This is a genomic window from Leptospira noumeaensis (genome assembly GCF_004770765.1).
GTDB classification, from domain to species: domain Bacteria; phylum Spirochaetota; class Leptospiria; order Leptospirales; family Leptospiraceae; genus Leptospira_A; species Leptospira_A noumeaensis.
The window spans coordinates 101976-126194 of record NZ_RQFK01000028.1; the positions used below are offsets into that span (position 1 = coordinate 101976).

Consider the following 24219-nt stretch of genomic DNA (forward strand, 5'->3'; position numbering starts at 1 on the left):
CAAAACCACGGAACAAGTGTTATTTTAAATTCGAACGAATCCATCGAAAAAATATGATTGATTCATTTGTTTAATGGATGATCATCATACTCAAATGAAACGGAACACCATCTTATTTCTGTTTTGCTTTCAAAACTGTATTGCAGGCCCTAGTTTTCATGGATTCGGGAATATGAGTTCTGCAAGTCACCGAAACCGAGTCTATTATGATGAAAAAACTGGAAACTTTGAAACGATTGCCAATTTCAGAGGGAACATTGTCAAATTAGGAACAGTTGTTCCAGAACAAACAAAAAATTTAGATCCCAAACTAAAGAAAAAGAGAATTTGCGAAACAACTGATGTCGATTTGATCAAAATTTTTGACCTAATTGATGAGAATACAATTGTATCAGTTTACGAATCTTCTGGATTTATATGCATCGAATATTATTAATCCTGTTTATTGGTTTTTCTGTCGGCTGTACAAACCACAGATCCTATAGGCAAATCACTTTTGAAAAAAAAGATTACCAAACAAACAAACGCCTACCATTCATTGGAACTACCTGCTCCCCTGGACTCTTTTTTCCAAATAAACTAAATAATCATTACTCACTGATCCAAATTTGGGAAGATGGAGAATATAGAATTTCCAACTTATCGAAAGAACCATTTGATGCGATTGAAGATCTAAGAATTTACCATTCACCTGACTACATCTGGATGTTTTCCTTTATACCATTTTTTAGCAAATACGATTGCGACGAATACCATGTCACTGGGTATCTTCTGTATTTTGATGAAATTACAAAACAAAAGTTAAATGCAAAAATACAAACAGAGAGAACAAAAAAAATACCAGACCTACCGATGATGGTAGTTAGAGAATATCTTTTGATGGATTCAGACACTCTTTTACAAAAAAAAGATAAACAAAGAGAAATAGAAAGTTTAACCAAATCAAAAAATCGTAGAGAAACCTTCCAACTTCCAAAAATCTGGGATCCAAAACCCAAATCAGAAATTGTTAATTTAACTAACGAAAAACTGATCGATAACTGTTTAGAATTTCCTTATGAATGTGTGACAGATTCCAATTACATGGGCGAAATTCGAAATAGAAACCAAAAGAGTCTGAAAGAAAATCCCAACCTTTCCGATTTTTCTTCTTCTCTTTCATCTAAAATACAAAACACATCCAATCAAATTTATTTCGGCTGTTACTGTCGAAAGAATCCAGACCTAACCATTTACAGTAATTGTCCTATTGATCAATTTGGTTTGGATTCAATTTGTAAAAATAAAAACGATTGTTTAGAAAAAACAAGTGATGGGAATAAACAACTTTGTCATAGAAATTTCAAAGCAGATTTATCCAATCTTATGAAAACCAAAGAGTCAAAAGACACAATCCACAAAGAAAAAGATAATTTCGACAGAATGATTTTTTATACAAAAAAATTATGGGCCCTTGAGATTTTAAAGGAATTAAACGAATGAACGTAAAAGAACACTAAACAAATCATTTGGGTAATTTCTATACTTGGTTGGTTGGCGAATAAAAAAAATTAACATTCGAATTGTAAAACAGTCTAAATAGTTTACACAAATCATTTTACTAAAATAATATTAATATATAACAACATACCGATTGTTGTATTTTTTTCACATAAATCCCTTGCAATGATCTTTCTAAATGTTTTCCTTGTAGCATGAGATTGATACTTGTATCCAACAGGTTACCAGTCCAATGGGATGGAACACCTAACGTAGGTGGTTTAGCCACCGGGCTTTCTAGTTTTTTATCACAGTGGAAATCAGAAGGAAATGAAATTATATGGGTAGGCTGGCCAGGTAAATCCATACCAGAAAAAGAACAATCAACCTATGCGGAAGTCATGAAAAAGGAACATGGCACCGTTCCCGTATTCTTAAAACAAAAGTTAGCTGATTCTTTTTACAATGGATTCTGTAACAAAACCCTTTGGCCTTTATTCCATTACTTCACTGCACACTGCGAATATTTAGATACTACTTTTGATTCCTATGAAGAAGCCAATAATGAATTCGCTAAATCAGTAGCAAAAGTTTACCAACAAGGAGATTGGGTTTGGATACACGACTACCACCTTTTTTTATTACCAGGAATTTTAAGAAACTTATATCCCAATATTTTAATTTCTTTTTTTCTGCATATTCCCTTTCCTACATTTGAAATTTTCCGTTTATTACCCGAAAGGTTCCGCACCAAAATCTTAACAGGAGTTTTAGGAGCCGATTTAATTGGTTTTCACACGCAAAGTTATACACAATATTTTTTAAGAACTTTACTACGATGTTTAGGAATCGAAAACGAAAGAGGGATCATTTACCATCAAAATCACATAACAAAAACAGGTGCTTTCCCAATGGGGATCAATGTAAAACAATTTTCCGACTATGCAAAATCTGAAGAATGTCGGGATATAGCATCAACCTTCAATAAAAACCATAAAGATCTCAAACAAATTCTTTCCGTAGATCGACTAGACTACACCAAAGGTGTATTGCAAAGGCTGAATGCTTTTGAACTATTTTTAAAACAAAATCCTCTATGGATCAAAAAATGTAAGTTAGTATTAGTACTTGTTCCATCAAGAACCGATGTATCGAGTTATCAATCCATGAAAAGAGCTATTGATGAAAAAGTAGGATCGATTAATGGAAGTTTTGGAACACTAGACTGGACTCCTATTTTATACCAATACAAAGGTTTCCCCTTCGAAGAATTGGTCCCTTTATATTGCAACACTCATGTAATGCTCGTTACCCCATTTCGCGATGGAATGAACTTAGTAGCAAAAGAATTTTTGGTTTCTCAAACAAACGGGATGTTGGTCTTAAGCGAAATGGCCGGAGCATCAGCAGAACTACCGGAAGCAATTTTAGTAAACCCAAATGATTTATCAGGAATGGCAGATTCAATCAAAGAAGCAATCGAAATGGATGAAAAAGAAATTCAATTTCGAAACCAGGTGATGATCACTCGCCTTTCAGAAAACACGGTCAACGATTGGGCTAAAAGAATCTTTGCAGATACAGAAGATACCTCTAAAAAGAATTTAGCATTCCAAACAAAATCAGTATCACCAAATTCTGAAATTTTATTACCACCCAAAGACAAACCAATTTTTATTATCTTTGATTACGATGGGACACTTGTTCCCTTCGAAACATTACCACACTTGGCGATTCCAAGTCAGGAGCTACTGAATTCTTTTAAGGAAATGTTAAAAATTCCAAATCTATCCATCGCCATCATCAGCGGCAGAGATAAATCGTTTCTAGAAAAAACTTTTCACACGCTTCCGATACATCTCGTAGCTGAACATGGTGCCTGGCATAAACCACCTTACGGATCCAAGTGGAATTCTCTATTTACTTCTAATGTAGATTGGAAATTACAAATCAAAGACCATTTAAATGAATTTACAAAAAGAGTTCCTGGATCCTTTACCGAAGAAAAAGAATTTTCTTTAGTTTGGCATTTTCGGAATGCAGACCCTGACATTGGCCTCAATGCCGCAAGAGAGATGTTAGATGAGTTATCTCAAATTTCTTCCAATAGTGGATTTTTTGTCCAGAGGGGAAATAAAATTATAGAAGTAAGGGAATATGGAACCGGCAAAGGGAAAGCCGCTTCAAAAATAGTTCCTCAGTCTGAATTAAGTTTATTTGTGTTTGGTGATGACACAACAGACGAAGACATGTTTCGAGAATTACCAGAATCTGCATTTACTATTAAAATTGGGAAATCAGAAACAATGGCAAAATACCGATTCAAAAACCCGGAAGAAGTCCACTCTTGGATTCAAAATTTAATTTCCCACTTGAAAAAGGAAAACTGATGGAACCACATAAATACAATCTTGGAATTATCGGCAATGGGAGTTATATCGCCCACATCAATACCAAAGCAGAAATAGTTTGGTTGTGTTGGCCTAATTTCGATAGTTCTCCAATTTTTGGTGATTTAATTGATCAGAGTTGTGGATCTTTCTCACTGATTCCTCAATCGAAGATTATTTCGCATTCACAATCTTATTTAGAAAATACAAACATACTTCGTACAGATATAGTTACAGAAACCGGTTCATTCGCAGTCATTGATTTCGCACCTAGATATTACAAAAACGGTGTGTTACATTACGAAAGAAATTTGTATCGGAAAATCATTCCAATAAATGGGAATATAAAAATTAAAATATCAATAAATCCTACATATTCTTATGGCAGTGAAATTTTACGACCAAGAGTTGTATCAAACCAAATTCAATACGAATCTTCTGAATTCAAAATTAAATTATTAACAAACGTCTCGGTAAACCAAATCCTCAAAGGAAACTCTTTCCAACTAAACCAGACATTGTATCTGGGTTTATTTGAATCAGTCCCAGAAGAAATCATTTTGAATGAATGGATTGAATCAGAATTCATAAAAACAAAAAACTACTGGCAAAACTGGGTCAAACACTGTACGATTCCGAATTTTGCGCAAAAACAACAAATTCGTTCTGCACTTTGTTTAAAACTCCATCAGTTCCAAGAAACAGGAGCGATCATTGCGGCTTCCACTACAAGTTTACCTGAAGCTCCTAAGTCAGGTCGCAATTGGGATTATCGTTTCTGTTGGTTACGCGATGGTTTTTATACCCTACTCGCACTCACGAATCTCGGTCAATTTGAAGAATTGGAAAGATATTCACAATACATTAGCAATCTAACACCTACAAAAGAAGGAAGATTCCAACCATTATATAGTATATTTGGAGAATCCCTACTAGAAGAAAAGATTTTAGAGTTGGATGGATATTTAAAAAATGGACCAGTCCGTATTGGCAACTCTGCATATACGCATAAACAAAACGATGCTTACGGACAAATTTTGTTATCTTTACTCCCCCTATACTTAGATGAACGGATTCCTGAAAAAAATAGATTCCATAATCTAAACTTAGTAAAAAGCATTTTAGAACAAATTGAATTGACCATGGATGAGCCCGATGCAGGCCTTTGGGAATTTCGTAATTTTTCACAAAAACATTGTTATACGTTTTTATTTCATTGGATAGGTGCAAAAGCAGCAAGAGAAATTGCTATTCAACTAGGTCAGGATGAAATATTAAATAAAACCGAAGTTTTAATGAAAAAAGCCGAAAAAAATATAGAAGCTTGTTACGATGAAGAACTCGGTTGTTATACGCAAGCACAAGGGAAAAAAGATTTGGATGCAAGTTTACTCCAACTCATCACTCTTGGTTACCTAGATCCAAAAACTGAGAAAGCGAAATCTCATATTAGAGCGATTGAAAATTCTTTAAAATCAGAAAATGGATTCATGTATCGATATCTTCATCAAGATGATTTTGGTAAACCGGAAACGACATTTTTGGTTTGTACATTTTGGTATATCGAAGCACTGGCTTGTATGGATCGCGTTGATGAGGCTGTTGCATTATTTGAATATGTTTGCGAACATTCTAACCATCTAGGATTATTTAGTGAAGACTTAGAATCGAAAACGGGAGGCCAGTGGGGCAATTTCCCTCAGACCTATAGTCATGTAGGACTCGTAAATGCAGCACAAAAAATTTCCGAAAAGAAGTCTAAAAGTTTGTTCTGGTAATCGTTTAAAAGATAGCGGAATCCCTAACCTTATGATCTAAAATTCCCAACGTTACCTTTCCTTTCACGATCGAAACGACATTCGAATCACTTCTATTTTTCTTTCCTTAAACTTCATTTTGTCTTGAATCATTCTAAAAATTCTCAAAAATTATAAAATCCAAGAATCTTATGAAAACTTACGAAGGTATTAGTTTAGAAGAGGCAATCCAGAAAATCGCTGAGCTGGAAAAAATCCTCGAAGAAAAAGAACAAAATACCTATAAGACCTTTTTTGAACAAGATGAAGAAGCCATTGTCGTTTTTGATATCCAAAGCCGGTTGTTTACTGACTGCAATGCAAAACTAACAACCGTACTTGGATTTACAAAAGAAGAATTCACAAAACTATCAGTAATGGATATCAGCCCGAAATACCAACCAAACGGGCAGTTGTCGGATTTTCTCGCAAAACATTATATTAGTGAAGGGTTCAGACACGGAAGTATTCGGTTTGATTGGGTTCATTTAAACAATAAATCGGAAGAAGTTTTTTGTGAAGTGCGTTTATATAATTATACAACTGCAAATGGTGGAGCCTTTGCTAGAGCAGTAATCCAAAAAAAAGACCAAGTAGTTCAATTACAAAAAAAATTAGAGCAGAAGGAAAAACTTTTATCCAAAGTAACACAAACCCTTCCCGGAATCATTTATATCCAATCTATTGCGACAGATGAGTTTCTTTATTTAAACAATACATTGGAAACACAATTAGGTTATCAAGTTGGCTCCATTTTAACATTTGATTTTTTAATTAAAAATATTTTGTATCCGGATGATGTTCCACGAATCGAAGAACATGCGAAACGAATGTTAGCGGAAAAAAACACAGATATTTATGAAATCGACTTCCGAGTATTCCACAAAAATGGGAATATCCATTGGCTTCGTGTTTGGGAAACAAACTTTTCTTTTAACGCCGAAGGAGTTCCTACCGAAGTATTGGGAATTGGTCAAGATATCACCAGCATCAAAAATATAGAATTTAATCTTAAAAAACAAAATGATCTGAGTGAAGAAATTCGCCGTACCTCAAAATCAGGAGTTTGGGAGTGGACAGTGAAAACAGACGAAATGTTCTGGACTCCCGATTTATATTTTTTATTAGATAATGATCCAAAACACGACAAACCAAACAAAGAAAATCTAATTGCATTTTTTACACCAGAAAATCGCCAAATCATTGCTAGTGCATTCAAACAAGCCGAACTAAATTTCGAACCATTTGACTTAGAATTAGAAATGATGGTCAAAACGAAATTTTGGGTTCGTATCCAAGGAAAAACAATTTTAGATGCCAATCAAGAAATCAAAATCATTGGAAGTATCGAAAACATAGACGACTCTAAAAAGAAAAAAATCGAACTTCTAGATAACGAAAACCGATTTCATGAGGTGGCTGACCAAACGGGACTTATTATTTATGATTACGATGTAGGTTCAGGAAAAATTGTCTGGGACGGTGCCATTAAATCCGTATTAGGTTACGGGAAAGAAGAGTTCAACCAATTTGATATCGATGGATGGGAAAACCTACTCCATGAAGAAGATCGTTTGCATACAATCCAGGCTCTCAAAGAATCCATTGCTACAAGGACTCCTTACCGAGCCTACTACCGAATTCGCAAAAAAGATGGAAGTTTTACTCCAATTGAAGAAAGAGGAGCATTTTTATCTACTGACTTCTCGGAGCCAGGCCGTCTAGTTGGTGTATTAGAAAACGTATCTGCAAAAGTAGAATTTCTTAAAACCATAGAGACCAACGAAAAAAGATTTAGAAATTTTTACAATTTTGCAAGTGAAGCCATAGTCATCACCGAAGAAGACCAAATCATAGATGCAAACCTTGCTTTCCAAAAGTTATTCGGTTATGAAACATTTCATGAAATCACAATTTCTAGTTTGATTGGCGACCCTCTTTGGATGGGGTTGTCTTCTAAAGAAAAAACATTTTCTGCGGAAGGGCACAAAAAAGATGGTGTTTCGATTCCGCTCCAAATCAATCAAAAGGAAATAGGAGAAGGGAGATACCTCCTTTCTTTTATTGATCTAACCTCCATCAACGAAGCCGAATCCATTAAACGAGCATTAGATGATATTCAAAAAAGAAACGATCGTATCGTCACACAAAAAATCGAACTTGAAAAAGCTCTCGATGAATTAAAACTCACACAATCACAACTCATTCTCAATGAAAAGATGGCCTCTCTTGGACAATTGATCGCAGGTATTGCCCATGAAGTCAATAATCCTTTAGGTGCAATCAAAGCATCTAGCGAACTGATCTTAAACAAAATCAAAGACCAAATCCCAAGGCAAAGTGAAATCATCCATTTCCTCAATCAAAAATCTCCAGAAATTAGAAAAACATATTTTGATTGGCTCTTAAAATCATTTAATACAAAAAACCACGTACACGGTTCTATTTCTAGAAAACAAAAACGAAGTTTGACTGTCCATTTGAACGAACTTGGCTGTAAATACTCCGAAGTCATCGCAGAAGAAGTAATCGATTTAGGAATCCAAGATTCTTTTTATATAATCGAATCTCTGGCAAAAGAAGAAGACTTTTTAGTACTATTCAATTACGGACTTGATTATATCCAGGCAGCCCAATATTTAAATTCCACACTTGAATCCATCCAACGTGTTTCCAAAATTTTATATGCACTAAAAAACTTTACCCACTTTGATAAACTAGGTGGAAAAGTAAAAGCCGATATCATTACAAATATAGAAACCGTTTTAACACTTTATAACAACCAAATGAAAAATGGAATCACAGTGATCAGAGATTACCCAGAATCCATATCGCCTATTTACTGTTATCCTGATGATCTCATACAAGTTTGGACCAACTTAGTTTTTAATGCCATTCAAGCGATGAGCTATAAAGGCCAACTCAGCGTCCATGTGAGAGAAAAAGTATCAACAACCAACCATATTCCTCTGGTAGAAGTGACTATTGAAGACAATGGCTGCGGGATTCCGGATGATATCAAAGAAAGGATATTTGAACCCTTTTTTACAACGAAGGAACTAGGAGAAGGGAGTGGCCTCGGCCTAGATATTGTCCGCCGAGTCATTCTCAAACATAACGGACATATTGAAGTGAACTCTAAACCTGGGAAAACAACGTTTACGGTGCTTCTTCCTATTTAGAACCTTGCCAAATAGGCTCTCCATTTTACCTAATCAAAGGATAACCACCACAAATTCATGAGATTGGATCTAAACTGCGACGGGAAGGGAAATTTTCTTCTATCCGTAGCAATGATGATCAATTTTATATTTACCATTTACACAGACAAACGAATATGCGAGTTGTGACCGCAAAACCTACAAACGTCGCCATCATTTTTTCTCTTTCTCTTCTGTTGCTCATCTTACAGATTCTGATTCGTGTCGATACATTCTATTTATCTGACCCATTAGTGAAAATGATCCAAGTGATTTCGCTTTGGAATCAAAATTGGTCTACAGAAGGAATCCTTTATTCAGCCAAAGATTTAGACCCTCTTTTTTTAATGAGTCCTCTCAATGAAGGATTTGTTTTTTTACATGAAGGACGATTGATTGGACAGTATCCGATTGGACTCACTTTCCCCTATTCTTTACTAGGTTTTTTACCCTTAAATTTTCTTCCATACTTCAATGTTGTTTTTTTAGTTCTATTTTTGAGATTATTATTCAAAAACGGGATCAAAACATCGGTGGTTCTTCTAGTAGCATTCGGAACTGTAACATTTCCACTGTTAGTGGATTTTTCAGAGAATGGATTATTTTTAATTCTTTCTGGTTATGGTTATGTTTTTTTATATAAAGCTTTTTTAGAGGATAAAAAAGAAAATTGGATTTTAGGAAACATATTTCTCGGATTATCTCTTTGGCTTAGATTGGAAGGGATTCTTTTGTTTGTTTCCATACAATCGACAATTTTTCTAATTTATTATTTTGTAAAAAAACGATCTTTTTTGGAATCGATCCATCCGAAAAGGTATTCCATTTTTTTCTTGTTTATTGTTCTATTTTTAATTTGGAATGCAGTCAGTTATTCCCATCCACTTGGCACAAGATATCTAACAAATTTCGGTAAGTTTGAAAAACAATTCTACAAACAAATTGAGATTTTTTTATCTATCGCATTTACCTACCCGAGACAATCCGCCTGGTCTTTAGGTTTTTTTCTCCATACTCCTATTTTTATTTATCTTTTCATCAAGTTACGAAAAACTCAAATTCTTAAAAACTTAAATATAACATTCCATTTATCTATTGTGATTCTATTTTTATTTTTTGTAGCTTTAACCTCACCCAATGACGGAATCACTCTCACCGGAAGGTATTTACTTGTTTTAGTATACCCTCTCTCCTTTCTCTTAAATGAAAAGATGGATGAATTACAAACAAACAAAGTGATATTCAAATTACTTTATACCTGGTCATTTGTTTGTACAACGCTGATCATGGTTGTTTTTTATCTTTCAAGTAAGGAACTAAAAAAATTACGTTCAGAATTGACCCAATTCCATTCTCCCCTCATTGTCACCACAAATGAAATATTATCCGGAAGTTTTGGTTTAGATCTATTAAATCAGAAAGTAATTTCTATTCGGAGAAAAGAAGTTGTAAAATATTTTTACGATAATATTAACAAAATGGCTCCAGAAGAATTTATAGTTTTGACCGTTGGGAAAGAAACCAAATACAATACGGAAGAAAAAGATGTATTTTCGGCCATCTTATTTGATTCGAAAGAAGCAGGTTACAACTGCGAGAAAGAAGAACGTTCTTCTAGAGTGCTCGCCAGGAGGTGTATCCGAGCAAAAAACCGCTAATTTTTTCCAGGGGAACACAAGATTAAAGCAAAAAATTGATTTGAAATCGTTAAGCTAAATTTATATTCTCTCTGCACCATGCAGAACTTCTTACTCAGTTTACTTCCTTGGACAAAAAGAGAATGGTCGGATTTTTTGGCAGACCTGGCTCCCTTATTTGGTTTATTTATTTTTGCATCTGAACCAAGAAATATTATGATCGCTCTTTATCCTGAGTTGTATTTTGTTTTTGGGTATGGAATGCTTCGACTCATTTCAACGGCAATTTATGCCGCAATCCAAGAAAGTAAAGAAATGGGTTTGCAAGATTTGAACATCCCAGAACCAATCATTGGAAAAATTTTTTATTTTATCTTTGTTCCATTTTTTGGTGCGATCCTACTCAGTGCATTGATCTGCATTATAATGTTACTAGTTGGTTTTAATTTTTTCTTTTATATGATGATTGAATTATTCCTCAGTGTAGCAACCACAGGTGGAATAGAAGCAAACTTTATTTTTTTAAACCTCTATAACTCACTCGAACCAAAAGAACAATATTATATTTGGGGAATCTTTTTGTTCACACTCTATCGTTATTTACCCAAAATTTTTGAATTTTTTAAAACGCAGACTTATAAAAACTACAAAGATTCTTGGGCTTGGGTTGCCTTAGGTACTCCGCAAATTCCTAAACACAACCAATTCCAACGAATTACAAATGCCTTTCGAGCTATGATTGGCATAAAAAACAATCCATCTGATCTTTGGGAATACACTCCTATATTTTATATTGGATTTTTATTCTTTTATTTTGGGGTTCTTGTTTTAATGATCAAATTTCCTTTGTTTGGCCCTATCATCACTCTTGTGATCAAAGCTTTTGTAGAAATGTATTTTTTTCGGCTCCACAAAGAAGCGCAAGGGATCGTAGCGTAAATCCTTTGCGAAGCAAAGATTGGAGCGGAGAGCGCGGTCGCACATTGTGCGATGCGCCCAAAAATAGCAAAAACGATCCAATCTGTCCATTTCATTTCCTGTATACTAAATTCAATCAAAAGGAGAGAATATGGCATTCCAACAAATCCAAACAGGTATCATTACCGAAAAATTAAATGAAACAAAAACCTTTTATGAGAAATGGTTAGGACTGATTACAAAATTTGAATCAGATTGGTTTGTTCTATTATGTTTACCAAATAAGCCTGAAGTGGAAATCGCAATCATGAAACCTAACCAACAACAGGTGAGAAAACCTTATTTTCAAATTCCTTATCAAGGAAAAGGGATTTGGTTTATCTTTGAATCAAAAGATGTGGAAAAAGAATTTGCAGAATTAAAACAAAAAAACGCACCGATTGACCTTCCTCTCACAACGGAAGAATGGGGAGATGTCCACTTCACTTTGATTGATCCCAATGGAATCGGCATTGATATTGTCCAAGAAAGAAATCCAAATTAAAATTTAGAAAGACAAATGGCTATGGACTTTCTTAACTTAGTTTTATACTTAAGTAGGAAAACCTCCATTGCCACAAACACCCAACCTCTATCCAGTTTGGAACCAATTAGAAGGAAAATTGGATGATACCATTGGCCTGAATCAAATTGCATTTTTTACTGGGTATAGTGATTGGCATTTTCATCGGTTGTTTAAGTCCTTCCAAGGTGAAAATGTAAAGGAATACATTCGTAGGTTACGATTAGAAAAAGCTGCATACGAATTAAAGATCACAAACTTTCCTATTATAGAAATTGCTTTGGAAGCTGGTTTTTTATCACATGAAGCATTTTCCAAAGCATTCAAACGAGTGATTGGTTCTACACCTTCTGATTTCCGAAAAAAATACCAAAAGAAAAAATCATTAACTAAATCATTTCACCAAACATTGCCAGACGGAATTTCGAAATTTGGATTTCAGAAAAAAAACATTTCTTCCTTTTTTATAGCTTTTGTTCGCCATATCGGAACTTACGAAGAACTACCCGGACCAATCCCTGGGAGTAAGGAAGTAAAACAAATCCAATCTTTGATTGATCACTGGAATTCATCTCAGTTCCATCATAAATGGATTGGGATCAGCCAAGATGATCCTGAAATTTCGCCAAAAGGAAAAATTCGATTTGATTTGGGTATTACCATTGGAACAAATCAAAAAAACCTTCCTCAAGGATTTGGAATCCAAACCATTCCCTCTGGGAAGTATTTACAAATTCGTTACGAGGGAAGTTACCAAGGCCTGCCAAAAATTTACGATTGGATTTTAAATGAATATATCAAAACAACTCCAATCAAACTAAAGAACAGACCACCTTGGGAGTGTTATCTGAATCCTTTTGAAAAAGAAGATAATAAACGAATTACGGATATTTATATTCCGATTGAATAAAATTCCTTTTAGTTTACTGAGAATCGGTGGCTCATAAACTACATAGACAATGGAGTTTCTGGCCCTGGCCCAAACAGACCACGACACACGGGGAAATTGGGTCGAATGTTATTTGCGGCATTCACAATCGACTCGCAGGGAAAAAATAAAACTTCATTCAAACATACGGTTAAATCCTTTTTCTGAACGTATTTATAAACCGACTTACAACTTCTGAGAGTGGTTTGTGATTCTTTTGTTGTAGAAGAGCTGTTACATCCGGATCCTAGATTGGTAGTATAATAACCAGCGCTAGTTAGAGTAGTATCCATCGACTGTGGGCAAAGGGAACGTTTCACCACCAATGCACCATAAAACTGTCGTACGGCGACATCTCTCGACACCTTATCTCCGTTCATTTCGTTGTGTGTATCAAAATACAAATCACCAATACAGCCGTAAAACGTAACTGCTATGGCAAAAATAATCTTAAAGAAAAAAAAACGAAACGATTTTGGATACATTTGAACTATTGATATGAATTCATTCGAACCGTCGACTTTTTCTCAATTGGCATTTGTTTTTTCGCTTACCAAAATTCGCACAAAACAACACTTCTGTGACAATCCGAACCACTAAATTCATTCATCGTTTTTTGATTCGACATCCAAATTTTACTTTTTTCTTTTTCATCGTTTCTTAAAATGTAGCGAATGAAACTTCTATCAAAACTTTGGATCTTTAGTTTTCTTATTTTTGAATCTTGTGTTATTTTCCAAGCAACAAAAGTCCCTCCAAATAATCTCAAATCTTCCCTAGAAACCAACTCTGACAAAAAACAGAAAGTTGTATTTCTTGGAGATAGCATCACTCATGGTAGGGTCAGTTATGATTATGTAGGTTCTATCTCGAAAAATCCATCGTTAACTAATTTTCAAATAATTAACGAAGGAATCAACAGCAGATTGACTGTACAAATTTTAGAACAACTAGAGAATTTAAAAAAGTTGAATCCAGATTATGTTTTCCTTTTGATTGGAACGAATGATTTAAAAGCTACCTTATCTGAAGAAGAATACAATCGTTATGCAAACATTTGGAAATTAAAAGAACCAGTCACAGAAGAAAGTTTTGTAATTAACTTAACTAAAATCATCCAATCCATTCAAAAAGAAACAAAAGCAAAACTGATTGTATTTTCCCCACCTGTTCTAGGAGAAGATCCAAACTCAGTTCCTTTCCAAAGATCAAAAAGATTTGCGGAACTTACCAAACAAGTAGCTACAAAGGAAAAAACTATCTACAAACCACTGCATGAGACCCTATCCCAAGGCCTAGACGAATCAAAGCTAAGTTCTCGTAAACCATACACCCAAAACACTTGGGGAATGTATTGGACCATCCTAAGATACTATTCGACCACGGCTACTTGGGATGATCTCGGAGATTCGAATGGATATTATTATTTAACAGATGCAATCCATCTGAATGAACGTGGGGGAAAGATTTTGGAAGGCATGGCATTAGAGGAAATTTTACCAAACGAGAAATAGAAGGATTTTCTGTCGGAACCGATAAAACCCGACAGAATCTAAAGCCAACTAACGTTTGCTAATACGATACTCTTCAACTAAGGTTGGATCACATTGAGCCGATACAACAAAAAGGAAAGTACAATCAAATTAGAGAAGAGTATCAGTCCAAAAAATATTTGAATCATCTTTGGACTGACCTCCGTAAAAAAACCACCACCTTTCACCCTGACAAGTCCAGGATGTTTCACTAAAAACTCAGCGCCATTGTTAAAATAGATCCAATAGAAAGCGAGTGACCAAAGAGTTAAGATAGAAATATGAAAAACGATTACGAAAGGATTTAAAGATTTTATATATAAATAATCAATTAAGCTAGTTGTATATTGGAGAAGATTACCGATTCCAACAATGATCCAAGGAATATTCCCATAGACAATAATACCTTTCACCATTTTGTCATATCCAGGTTCTAACTCCGGTTTTTCTTTTATGTATTTTTGGGATCTAAACTTTAAAACTAGTGCGTTAATGACTGTAACAACGATGAACAGAATCCAAATATGATTAAAAAGAATCATTTTTCACTCCCTAAAGAAACTTAAATTCAATTAAATACACCATCAAACTATCGAATTACTGTTTCACTAACAACCATTTTAAAATTACGATTCTATTAAATATAGTTGGGACGATTTAGGAGATTCGAAGAATATTATGATTTAACCGATAGAATCCATTTGAATGAACGTGGCGAAAAAATTTCTGTTAGGTGGTTTAGTCCCCAAGAGAAGAAATCACTAGTACATTAGAATTCTATTATTGTTTACGTCTGCAATAAAGATTCCTTCTCCGTTAATGGATATACTTTGTGGAAAATCAAAAGCGGTGGCGGATAAACCCGAAGCGGAAACAGAGAAACTACCATTACCGGATTGGCCGAAAACTTTAGAAGCCGTTGTGCTAGTTCCTGAATACAGTAAGACTCGATGATTGGAACTGTCAACGATCCACACATCCCCACCAAAGGCCAAAACAGTTCTGGGTGCAACCAATGTCGCAGCACCGATCCCACCATTATTTGGTACATTTGCAGTCAGATTGGGTTGTCCATACACGCGAGTGGCGGTAGTGCTAGTACCTGGATAAAATAAAACTCTGTGATTTCCTGTATCTGCAATGTAAACTCCCTCTGAACTCACAGCAACACCTTCTGGTGATGACAATGTTGTGGCCGTGCTTCCAGCTGTATTATCAATAAAATTAGGTTGCCCATACACTCTTGTGGCAACATAACTTCCGTTTGGAAAATAAAGAACTCGATTTTGCGAACTGTCTGCAACATAAAATCCTTGGTTATCTGCTGCGAGACCATACGGTGCCGTAATGACGTCTGCAGCGGCATTTGGAGCATATACCGCCGTGTTAAAATCGACTTGGCCATACACTCGGGAAGCAGCGGTATTCGTTCCCTCAAAATACAAAACTCTAAAACTGTTAAGGTCTGCTACGTATAAACCCAAAGAATCTTTAGCAAGACCAGCAGGAAACGAAAATCCTGAACTTGTAATACTCGTACCATTTGACGTAAAGTTCGGTTGACCGATTACTCTTACTGCAGAAGTACTCGTTCCTGAATAAAATAACACTCTGTTGGTGGCAGAATCGGATACATAAATCCCTAATTCACCAGCGAGAACAGCGGTGGGAGAGGAAAGGTTATTTGGTGTTGGTGGACTAGGAGCAGCAACTGTTGTGAAATCAATCTGTCCATACACTCGTTTAGCGCTTGTTGTATGGCAAATGATTTGAATATTAGAAATTCCTAGTATTACAGTTCCTTCCGAACCGTTATGTATGACACAGACGATTGTATCTGGTTGTTTTGCAATGGACAATGTATATTTGGAACCGAATCCACTTGCGATCGGTATGGAAAAACTGGTGGCACCTGGCGGAACGGAAAGTTCAGAACCAGTATTTGATCGGAGAACCATTCCAGAAGTCGTAAGGCCTACAATGGATCCACCTAGAGACAAGGCAGTTGATACACTACAATGAGGAGAAAAGTCAGCTATCGCAAACTTCAAAAGGATTGAATTTAAAAATTCATTAGAATTCAAATCACATGAATTGGATAATTCTGATTTGTTACAGGAAAAAAAGCAGAACCCAATCGTAAGTAGATAAGCAAAAATACGATTTACCACAAATTGAAACTTATTTATTTCCTAAATTCCAAGCAAGTCTAAATCTCTGTTTACATCGATTAGGTGGTGATTTTCTAGCATTTGTCAAAAAATTAAATTCTGGAATGTCAAAGCATGAGGATTTCCATTAATATCTACAAGTTCAATGCTTAAATTGCCCTCTTTCACTTCACCGTTTCTTAATTGAAACCTTTGTTTGTATCCGGTTAACTTTCCATCTTCTAAAAATTTTTTGATTATCTCAGTTCCATCAACGGCTTGTTTATACATACCCAGCTCAATACTCGTTTTGCCAACAACCTCCTCTTTTTGAAACCCAACCAATCGTTCAAAAGCAGGATTTACATTTACAAATCTAAATTGATTGTTTATATCATGTAATGACATCGCAATGGGGCTTACTAAAAATGCTTTTTCAAAAAGTTCTTGGGCTTCTGATTGTTTTCGATAACTTTCAAATAAACGCAAAGCTAATTTGATTGATGCGATTAAAACAATTTCTCCCGTTGTTTTCAGAATATATCCATAAGAAGTAATGGATTCAGTACGATTGACAATTTCTGTTTCGGTATGGGAAGATAAAAATACTAATGGAATAGAATGTTTAGAAAGAATGATTTTTGCAGCTTCTATTCCATCAATTCCAGAACCCAAATCAATATCCATAAGGATGATATCTATTTTGTTTTCTGGATTAGACAAAAAGGAAATTGCAGTTTCTCCTGTAAGAGTATGGTGAACCACAAAACCAGCAGATTTTAAAATTCGCATCTGCATCATTGCAATGATGGCTTCATCCTCTACTAAAAGAATGGATTTACCAGTCATTAGGTTTGGTTCCATAGTCATTCGTTCATCGTAGAAACTATCTTTTCGTTTGCAAGGATAACTTATACAGACAGAAACCAATCGAGAATCAAGAAATTGATTCGTCAAATTGTAAATAGATAATAAAAAGAGTCACCTTGCAGAAGTCAGATTCACAAGAAAAGGATCCATCCAACAGGAGACTAGGAAATGTCCGCAGAAACAAATGAAATCAGCCGATTCGAAAGAAATTCATTCCGTAAAGGTGTGTCATTAATTATATACACAAAGTACGGACTCAGTGCTGTATTTTTACTTGGTGTTGCTGCCAATGTGGCAACCAAAAGTTTCATACCTAATTTAATTGGATCCCTAGCATTTTTATTCAATGGAATTATCCCTGGATACTTCTTACGAACCGGAAAAGAAGTTTCTAGAATTTGGGCCTTTACCATCATTTTCATCGACTTACTAATATTAGTTAGTTTCTTCTATTTAGATATTTATAATAACTATGTCAAAGGAGATGCAAGTAATACTGTAAACGCTGGTATTTTCTACATTATCTTTGTTTTTATTGCTATTTATACCAGTTTTCTTTTCGAATCTAAATTAGTGATGATTGTGGGAATCATCTCTACCTGCCTTTATCTGGGTGGAATTTTTTTATCAGCAAAACTTGGCGCTGCCCTTGTTGGGAAAGCCACTCCAGAAATGTTAAGGGCGAACCATATCATTGTCGCAACGGAAGTGCAGAAGGTCATTTTTTATTTTGGAGTCATTTTTAGTTTACGTTTTGTTGTGTCACTCATGCGAGAAATGCAATCCGACTTAAAAATTAAACTAAAAGATACGTTAGAGAAACAAACATTCATCACAAACAAATCCAATCAAATGGAAAAATCAGCAACCACACTTGCTGCCTCAGTTGACACCCTTCAATCAATGTCAGATGAGTTACACAACCAATCACAAAACCAAGCCGCATCCGTTGAAGAAATCTCGGCTTCCGTAGAGGAACTTTCCTCTTCCGCAGTCAGTTCTGCCAACCTAGCGGGAGACCAAGTAACAAGGGTTAAAATTGTTGACCAAGACTTTTTATCCCTACAAAATATCAGCGAAAACGTAAAAGCAAAAACCACACAAATTGCAAAAGATGTCAGTCTCTCCGCCGACTTTAGCAGAAAGGTAAAAACTTCTTCCGAGGAACTTAACACAATTTACTCGGATCTCAACAAAGCATTTTCTAAAGTAGAAGAAATCAACCAGATGATGTCAGAAATTGCCGACCAAACCAACTTACTTGCGCTAAACGCTTCGATTGAAGCGGCTCGTGCAGGAGAACATGGGCGTGGATTTGCCGTTGTGGCCCAGGAAGTTGCCAAACTGGCCGAACGTTCTCAGTCTAACGCAGGTACCATTGCTAAAATTGTAAAAGAAGCAGGACTTAAAATCAATGAAGGAACTAGATTTTCTAAAGAAGTCAAAACCCAAGTCGAAAGCCAAAACGAAGAATTACTGCGGATCGAAACTGAAATTTTGAGTTTGGAAGGCCATGTCACCGAACAAGAAAATTTGAACACCAAACTACGAGTTACCTTTTCTGAACTCCATCTGCTCTCCGAACAAATTGGAGTGATTGCACAAGAACAAATGTCTGGCAGTAAAGAAATCAACCATGCCATCACCGTCATCGATGAAACCACACAAAAACTGGCTGACTCAGTCCAACTTCTCTATGAAGAAATCAATGAGATCCATTCACAATCCAAACAATTAACAGCAAACTAAGGGATTTCCCTTTAGTTGAACTTAGTTTTAGGAATAAACCTGTCTTTACAATAGGTTGCTCTCCTAAAACGTTGGGAAATTGTAGGAAATAAATTGATCTCCTTAATTTGCCATGTTGAAAGCTAAACATACCAACCTACCCGGCCAAAGAATTGAAGATACCATCATGGCCATTTTGGAAGAGGATCCATGTCTTGAAGAATCAATCATTCAAAAGATTAGAGACAACCAATTCCATAATTTAGAAGACTCCGGGATTTATTCTGCCCTCATCAAAGTTCTAACATCCTTAGAAATTCCTGAGAATGATTCCGCAAACATCTGGCAAGAAATTATAAACAATAAACACAAATTGACTCAGTGTATGGGGCGTGAAGTCGGAATCCAGATCGCAACCTTAGATTATTTTACCAATATCAATCAAAAACTAAAAAATCCAAAAATCATCGAAATGAAACTTTTCGCTGATACCGAGAAACTAATATTAGTTGATGAACTCACAAAATTATACAACCGAAGACACTTCGAAAAAGCGCTTGTACGTGAATTCAAACAATCTACAAGATACAATCAAAATCTAACACTACTCATCATAGACATTGATGATTTCAAAAAAATCAATGATACTTATGGTCATACAATGGGTGATGAAATTCTCTCTAAAGTAGCAAAACAAATCACCTCGTGTTTACGTATGGAAGATACAGCTTGTCGAATCGGTGGAGAAGAATTTGCGATTATTTTCCCACAAACAAACGAAGAACAAGCACTCATTGCCTCAGAAAAACTCTTAGAGGCTTGCCGCACCATCGAACTCAGCGGTCGACCTGTCACATTAAGTGGCGGGATTGTATCTTATCCAGAAAAAGTGAAAAACTGTTCGGAAATGTATGACCTAGCAGATAGAGCATTGTATACGGCGAAACAATCTGGAAAAAATCAAATTGTAGCCTATTCCAATGAAAAAAGAAGTAGTTTGCGTTTTGATGCCAACTTGGAACTACTTTTTATTTTACCGGACAAAACTTTAAAAACCATTTCTAAAAATATTTCCGTCACAGGAATAGCCTTTGATACCGAAGATGACATCAAACTCAACGAATCATTCGATGTCAAACTCCGTGAATCAGAATCAAACAAAGAAATCAATGCCAAGATCAAAGTGATCCGTAAAGAAGAAGTGGGAATCCATAAGTTCCATATGGGAGCAGAATTTTTAGAACTCTCTCCAGAAGACCAAACCAAATTAACCGACCTTTATACCCTACAACGATCGAAAATTCCTAGCACAGTACTTTGATCATTAAATAAATTTTCCTTGCCGGATCTTCTAGAACAAGTTTCCATTTCATCGTGTTCGGTTTTTACCTCAGTTTCTTTTGGATTTTACTCTCTTTATTTTCACCAGAATTTACCTTTCCTAGAGGTTTAATCCCCCCACTCCAATTCCTTTTTTGGTGGAACCTTGTATTTTCATCGTTTTGGATTGTTCTGCTTTTGATTGTAGTTTTTGGACTCTTGGGATTTTTGCTAAGGGTTCCAATCCTTGGAATTTTCTTACAAGGAATTCGAAACCAAGTCACTGAAATTGGGTGGATTAAATTTTTAATCAACAGAACTACTGTTTGGTTACTCAGCCAAACTCTAATCCTATCTGGATCTTATGTTTTTGGATATAAAAACTTTACTGAATCTTGGATGTATACAGCAGCACTGATGACTGTAATCCTTGGTTATTTCATCAAACAAAATTTTTACAAACCAATGGCTAGTATTTCAGGATCTCGAAATGTTTTTATTTACCGTGGCCAAAAGGGGAACGGTTTTCCAGAAAATAGGGAGCAGTTTCCAGAGGAAAAAGACGTAACTCCCCCGTAATCCGAAAATGATTTTTGCCAAACTAAAAAAAATCCAATCTAATGGATATGGCTTCAAAAAACAAATTTACCAATCTTCCGTTTGTAACCTTGGTAGTTTTATTTTTCCTTTCGACTGTTTTCTATTTCAACTGCCAACTCTTTAACAAAGATACCAGCGTTCAAAAAGTCAATCTAGAGCCAAAACAGGGACAAAAAATAGCAGCTTTTGCCGAAGGTTGTTTTTGGTGTTCTGAACATATATTTGAATCCATACCTGGCGTGACCGAAGTTGTCTCTGGATACGCCGGAGGAAATACAAAAAATCCTACTTACGAATTAGTAAACACAGAAACCACGGGCCATGCAGAAACCGTTTTAGTCTATTACGATCCATCTAAGATAGATTATGCGGAACTTTGCCGAATCTTTTTTCTTTCCCACGATCCAACCACTTTCAATCGGCAAGGGCCAGACGAAGGATCGTCATACAGATCCATTCTGTTTTATAGTTCCGAAGAAGAACTAAAAATAGCTAAAAAAATCCAAGAAGAAATCAAAGAAAAACAAATCTGGAAAGATCCAATTGTGACGGAATACCAAGAACTAAAAGACTTTTATAGTGCAGAACAGTACCACCAAAATTTCATCCATAACAATCCGAACCAGTCTTATGTGCGTGCTGTATCCATTCCTCGGTACAATGAATTCCAAGCTCGTTACGAACTTTATAAAAAAGCTAAAAAATAATCAAGGCCAATCATAGAAATTAATAAGTTAAAAATTGTTCCTTTAGTTTGATTCGAAAAGAATCAAACTCGGATTTCCCACTAAACTTACATTTTTTTAGAATGTCTTCTGGAATCTCAGAAGATTTTGCTTCTTTAGCACTGATAGAAATAATCATATCACTCAAATAAATCGGGTAAATTATATCTGAATACACCTCATCAACAAGGAGTGGTCGATGATGAAATTCCATTGCTTTTGTATAAAGAATCGGAAAATTCCATTTTTCTCCCACCATCGCACCTAACTTTGAATGGGTGATTCCAATCGCCGACTCTTCCATACTAATGGTAGATGCAATTTCTCTAGAATTGGAATATGTTTTTATCTGAGACATATGTTGGTTATCAAAAGATAATAATAAAATTTCACCAATATCGTGTAAAAGAGAAGCTGCAATCAGATTACTAAGGTCTGATTTGTTCATTCCCATCTTTTGACCTATGGCCTTGCAATAAAATGCAGACTCATTCGATTTTTCCCAAATCGCAGTAAACGCAGGGAATTTATCTTCCAACATTTGTTTGGTGCCAAGGCTATATAATAAAGTTTGTAATTCCTTAAGCCCAATGAGTTGGATGGCACGATCTAAACTTTCGACCTTACCACCCCTCCGAAACGCAGCAGAATTGGAAAGTTTTAGAATATTGGCAGATAAAGCAATGTCCTTTTTGATCATTTCTGCAATGGTTCCAATACTAGAGTTAGGTTTGTCTATCGCATCTTGGATGTCTTTGATGGCTTTTGGAAAGGTGGGTAAATTATCAATTTGTGAAACGATAGAATCTATTTTTTCTAACTGTAAACTTTCTTTCGAAACTTTCGAAGGGATATCGATCATAAAAACAGTTTTGTTTTCGCCCGATTCAAATTTAAAAGCAGAATCACCGAGCCCGTCATTTCGAAGCATCATGAGGGTCATAATCAAACCAAGGCCTGCACCTTCTTGTTCACTAGACATATCCATAAAGGCTTCTGCTAAATCGTTATATGTTTTTGCTTTATCAATCCTTTCTTTGATTCTTGCTGATTCCGCTGATGTCAGTTGCACATTGTTCATGATTCGAATGCGCATTAAACTTTTATTATGAATGAAGGAAACAAAAACGCCAAAATTATTTTTTTGGAGAGACTCTTCAATTACTTCGCGATTTTCCAAGTATGTTTTTTTGAACTCAGCAATCTCTGCGGCATATTCTACTTCATTTTCGATATTACTTGCTCTATTTTTAAAAAAAACTCGTTTAGCATTTGCTTTGATTGCATTGGTAACTGTTTCTTTGACAGCCGCAAGAACAGAATCCCTAACAATGATTAGATCAAGCTGTAATAAAAAACGATCTAAAATTTGGTATAAAGTATTTTCTACTTCATCCGTAATTTGGAAAAACTTAAAATGGAAGGGTGCATTTTCTAAGATGGGTTGATTGATATCATCAATATTAGAATGAAGACCTAAGTCTTGTTTGTATTCCAGTGTGACTGCCTTGGGACTAGCCATAATACCTCAAATGTCAAAGTTGTGTCAAAAGGGAAACCCCTTCACAAGCGAATTAGACGACACTTCTAAACCATTCAAAGCGAATATTTTGCCGAACGCAAGCGTTTAACAATAAATCGACGGAACATGATTTTATGTGATAAGTACGAAACTCTTTTTGCATCAAATCGCTGATTTTGCTACGATTCAGTACTAATCAATCAAAGATTTTAATTTTAGGTAATCCTAAGTTATAACGAACAGCCACAATTCGAATTCCAACAACAACAGTAGCAGAGATTACTAAATTTGCATTGTCATTGATTTTCCATACATTCAAAAGAATGTACAAAACAGATCCCACCAAACAGGCAGTAGCATAGATTTCTTTTCTAAAAATAAATGGAACTTCATTCATGAGTGTATCGCGAATCACTCCACCAAAAATAGCAGAGATCATTCCAAGAAGTGCAGATGCAAAATAATTCACTCCATGATCCAAAGCAATCCTTGTTCCAAGCACTGTATAAATCCCAATTCCCAAGGTATCGAATAAAAAAAGTTCCTTACGTAATTTGGCAAGCATTCGTGGCAAAAGAATGACAAGTAAAAACCCAACAAAGATAGCCCAAAGAATATTTTCATCCCGAACCCAAGAAACAGGGTAATTTCCTAAGGTGATGTCTCGGAGAGTTCCTCCACCAATGGCAGTGATGAATCCAGTAAAAAAAACACTAAACAAATCATGATGATGGTCTTTATGTTCTAGGGCAGCAAGCGCTCCCGACATCGTAAAAACCACGATACCTGAAAGCCCAATGTAATCATAAAAACTAAATTCCACTGATTATCCCCTATATTTATCATTTAGACGGAAAAAAAA

General features: G+C 35.4%; 20 protein-coding genes. 14 read left to right on the plus strand and 6 right to left on the minus strand.

Annotation, left to right across the window (positions count from 1 at the left end):
- The first annotated feature begins 172 nt into the window (after positions 1-172).
- From EHQ24_RS15735 to EHQ24_RS15775, 9 genes are all read left to right on the plus strand, one after another.
- On the plus strand, positions 173-436 hold the full coding sequence (locus tag EHQ24_RS15735; RefSeq protein ID WP_135602581.1) for a hypothetical protein: 264 nt from the start codon (positions 173-175) through the stop codon (positions 434-436).
- Positions 418-1482: a hypothetical protein gene (locus tag EHQ24_RS15740; protein ID WP_244310473.1), complete on the plus strand. Its 1065-nt coding sequence runs from the start codon at positions 418-420 to the stop codon at positions 1480-1482. Before EHQ24_RS15735 ends, EHQ24_RS15740 begins: the two co-directional genes overlap by 19 nt.
- Before the next feature lie 212 nt (positions 1483-1694).
- On the plus strand, positions 1695-3869 hold the full coding sequence (locus EHQ24_RS15745; protein WP_135602582.1) for a bifunctional alpha,alpha-trehalose-phosphate synthase (UDP-forming)/trehalose-phosphatase: 2175 nt from the start codon (positions 1695-1697) through the stop codon (positions 3867-3869).
- Complete coding sequence (locus tag EHQ24_RS15750) at positions 3869-5647, plus strand: glycoside hydrolase family 15 protein (RefSeq protein ID WP_135602583.1); 1779 nt, start codon at positions 3869-3871, stop codon at positions 5645-5647. The genes EHQ24_RS15745 and EHQ24_RS15750 overlap by 1 nt, the downstream gene beginning before the upstream one ends.
- A gap of 170 nt (positions 5648-5817) precedes the next feature.
- Complete coding sequence (locus EHQ24_RS15755) at positions 5818-8847, plus strand: PAS domain-containing protein (protein WP_135602584.1); 3030 nt, start codon at positions 5818-5820, stop codon at positions 8845-8847.
- A 155-nt stretch (positions 8848-9002) separates the two neighbouring features.
- The gene (locus EHQ24_RS15760; RefSeq protein WP_135602585.1) at positions 9003-10523 is read left to right on the plus strand and encodes an LA_3751/LA_3752 family putative glycosyltransferase; all 1521 of its coding nucleotides are present in this window, start codon (positions 9003-9005) and stop codon (positions 10521-10523) included.
- A gap of 78 nt (positions 10524-10601) precedes the next feature.
- The gene (locus tag EHQ24_RS15765) at positions 10602-11441 is read left to right on the plus strand and encodes a hypothetical protein (RefSeq protein WP_135602586.1); all 840 of its coding nucleotides are present in this window, start codon (positions 10602-10604) and stop codon (positions 11439-11441) included.
- Between the two features lie 130 nt (positions 11442-11571).
- The gene (locus EHQ24_RS15770) at positions 11572-11964 is read left to right on the plus strand and encodes a VOC family protein (protein WP_135602587.1); all 393 of its coding nucleotides are present in this window, start codon (positions 11572-11574) and stop codon (positions 11962-11964) included.
- 67 nt (positions 11965-12031) lie between these two features.
- The gene (locus EHQ24_RS15775; RefSeq protein WP_135602588.1) at positions 12032-12892 is read left to right on the plus strand and encodes an AraC family transcriptional regulator; all 861 of its coding nucleotides are present in this window, start codon (positions 12032-12034) and stop codon (positions 12890-12892) included.
- Between the two features lie 38 nt (positions 12893-12930).
- On the opposite strand, the gene EHQ24_RS15780 is transcribed toward EHQ24_RS15775, so the two are convergent.
- Positions 12931-13395 (minus strand): hypothetical protein, encoded by a 465-nt coding sequence (locus tag EHQ24_RS15780; RefSeq protein WP_135602589.1) that lies wholly within the window; start codon positions 13393-13395, stop codon positions 12931-12933.
- Positions 13396-13584: 189 nt separating this feature from the next.
- Here EHQ24_RS15780 and EHQ24_RS15785 point away from each other — a divergent pair, with 189 nt between their 5' ends.
- Complete coding sequence (locus EHQ24_RS15785; protein ID WP_135602590.1) at positions 13585-14424, plus strand: SGNH/GDSL hydrolase family protein; 840 nt, start codon at positions 13585-13587, stop codon at positions 14422-14424.
- 77 nt (positions 14425-14501) lie between these two features.
- Here the strand turns inward: EHQ24_RS15785 and EHQ24_RS15790 are convergent, their stop codons facing one another.
- From EHQ24_RS15790 to EHQ24_RS15800, 3 genes are all read right to left on the minus strand, one after another.
- On the minus strand, positions 14502-14984 hold the full coding sequence (locus EHQ24_RS15790) for a hypothetical protein (RefSeq protein WP_135602591.1): 483 nt from the start codon (positions 14982-14984) through the stop codon (positions 14502-14504).
- A 219-nt stretch (positions 14985-15203) separates the two neighbouring features.
- Positions 15204-16613 carry an NHL repeat-containing protein gene (locus EHQ24_RS15795; protein ID WP_135602592.1) on the minus strand — a complete coding sequence of 470 codons (1410 nt, stop codon included), beginning with the start codon at positions 16611-16613 and terminating at the stop codon, positions 15204-15206.
- An 84-nt stretch (positions 16614-16697) separates the two neighbouring features.
- Positions 16698-17456: a response regulator gene (locus EHQ24_RS15800; RefSeq protein ID WP_167483092.1), complete on the minus strand. Its 759-nt coding sequence runs from the start codon at positions 17454-17456 to the stop codon at positions 16698-16700.
- 174 nt (positions 17457-17630) lie between these two features.
- Between EHQ24_RS15800 and EHQ24_RS15805 the strand changes: the two genes are divergently transcribed.
- The 4 genes from EHQ24_RS15805 (at position 17631) to msrA (ending at position 21817) form a co-directional block, all read left to right on the plus strand.
- The gene (locus tag EHQ24_RS15805; RefSeq protein WP_135602594.1) at positions 17631-19211 is read left to right on the plus strand and encodes a methyl-accepting chemotaxis protein; all 1581 of its coding nucleotides are present in this window, start codon (positions 17631-17633) and stop codon (positions 19209-19211) included.
- Between the two features lie 112 nt (positions 19212-19323).
- Entirely contained in the window at positions 19324-20511 is a 1188-nt protein-coding gene (locus EHQ24_RS15810) for a diguanylate cyclase (RefSeq protein ID WP_135602595.1), read from the plus strand.
- A 197-nt stretch (positions 20512-20708) separates the two neighbouring features.
- The gene (locus EHQ24_RS15815) at positions 20709-21089 is read left to right on the plus strand and encodes a hypothetical protein (RefSeq protein ID WP_244310475.1); all 381 of its coding nucleotides are present in this window, start codon (positions 20709-20711) and stop codon (positions 21087-21089) included.
- 47 nt (positions 21090-21136) lie between these two features.
- Positions 21137-21817, plus strand: coding sequence for a peptide-methionine (S)-S-oxide reductase MsrA (gene msrA, locus EHQ24_RS15820; protein ID WP_135602597.1), 681 nt, complete (start codon positions 21137-21139; stop codon positions 21815-21817).
- Between the two features lie 19 nt (positions 21818-21836).
- Here msrA and EHQ24_RS15825 read toward each other — a convergent pair whose 3' ends face one another.
- Positions 21837-23357: an HDOD domain-containing protein gene (locus EHQ24_RS15825; RefSeq protein ID WP_135602598.1), complete on the minus strand. Its 1521-nt coding sequence runs from the start codon at positions 23355-23357 to the stop codon at positions 21837-21839.
- Positions 23358-23553: 196 nt separating this feature from the next.
- Positions 23554-24180, minus strand: coding sequence for a trimeric intracellular cation channel family protein (locus tag EHQ24_RS15830; protein WP_135602599.1), 627 nt, complete (start codon positions 24178-24180; stop codon positions 23554-23556).
- Between the last annotated feature and the right edge of the window lie 39 nt (positions 24181-24219).

What these genes read in the sequence shown, in the direction of transcription:
- EHQ24_RS15825 (WP_135602598.1), bottom strand. Translation starts at nt 23,357, where the DNA reads ATGGCTAGTCCCAAGGCAGTCACACTGGAATACAAACAAGACTTAGGT.
- EHQ24_RS15745 (WP_135602582.1), top strand. Translation starts at nt 1,695, where the DNA reads ATGAGATTGATACTTGTATCCAACAGGTTACCAGTCCAATGGGATGGA.
- EHQ24_RS15750 (WP_135602583.1), top strand. Translation starts at nt 3,869, where the DNA reads ATGGAACCACATAAATACAATCTTGGAATTATCGGCAATGGGAGTTAT.
- EHQ24_RS15765 (WP_135602586.1), top strand. Translation starts at nt 10,602, where the DNA reads ATGCAGAACTTCTTACTCAGTTTACTTCCTTGGACAAAAAGAGAATGG.
- EHQ24_RS15810 (WP_135602595.1), top strand. Translation starts at nt 19,324, where the DNA reads ATGTTGAAAGCTAAACATACCAACCTACCCGGCCAAAGAATTGAAGAT.
- EHQ24_RS15770 (WP_135602587.1), top strand. Translation starts at nt 11,572, where the DNA reads ATGGCATTCCAACAAATCCAAACAGGTATCATTACCGAAAAATTAAAT.
- EHQ24_RS15780 (WP_135602589.1), bottom strand. Translation starts at nt 13,395, where the DNA reads ATGTATCCAAAATCGTTTCGTTTTTTTTTCTTTAAGATTATTTTTGCC.
- EHQ24_RS15785 (WP_135602590.1), top strand. Translation starts at nt 13,585, where the DNA reads ATGAAACTTCTATCAAAACTTTGGATCTTTAGTTTTCTTATTTTTGAA.
- EHQ24_RS15760 (WP_135602585.1), top strand. Translation starts at nt 9,003, where the DNA reads ATGCGAGTTGTGACCGCAAAACCTACAAACGTCGCCATCATTTTTTCT.
- EHQ24_RS15805 (WP_135602594.1), top strand. Translation starts at nt 17,631, where the DNA reads ATGTCCGCAGAAACAAATGAAATCAGCCGATTCGAAAGAAATTCATTC.
- EHQ24_RS15735 (WP_135602581.1), top strand. Translation starts at nt 173, where the DNA reads ATGAGTTCTGCAAGTCACCGAAACCGAGTCTATTATGATGAAAAAACT.
- EHQ24_RS15790 (WP_135602591.1), bottom strand. Translation starts at nt 14,984, where the DNA reads ATGATTCTTTTTAATCATATTTGGATTCTGTTCATCGTTGTTACAGTC.
- EHQ24_RS15755 (WP_135602584.1), top strand. Translation starts at nt 5,818, where the DNA reads ATGAAAACTTACGAAGGTATTAGTTTAGAAGAGGCAATCCAGAAAATC.
- msrA (WP_135602597.1), top strand. Translation starts at nt 21,137, where the DNA reads ATGGCTTCAAAAAACAAATTTACCAATCTTCCGTTTGTAACCTTGGTA.
- EHQ24_RS15800 (WP_167483092.1), bottom strand. Translation starts at nt 17,456, where the DNA reads ATGGAACCAAACCTAATGACTGGTAAATCCATTCTTTTAGTAGAGGAT.
- EHQ24_RS15740 (WP_244310473.1), top strand. Translation starts at nt 418, where the DNA reads ATGCATCGAATATTATTAATCCTGTTTATTGGTTTTTCTGTCGGCTGT.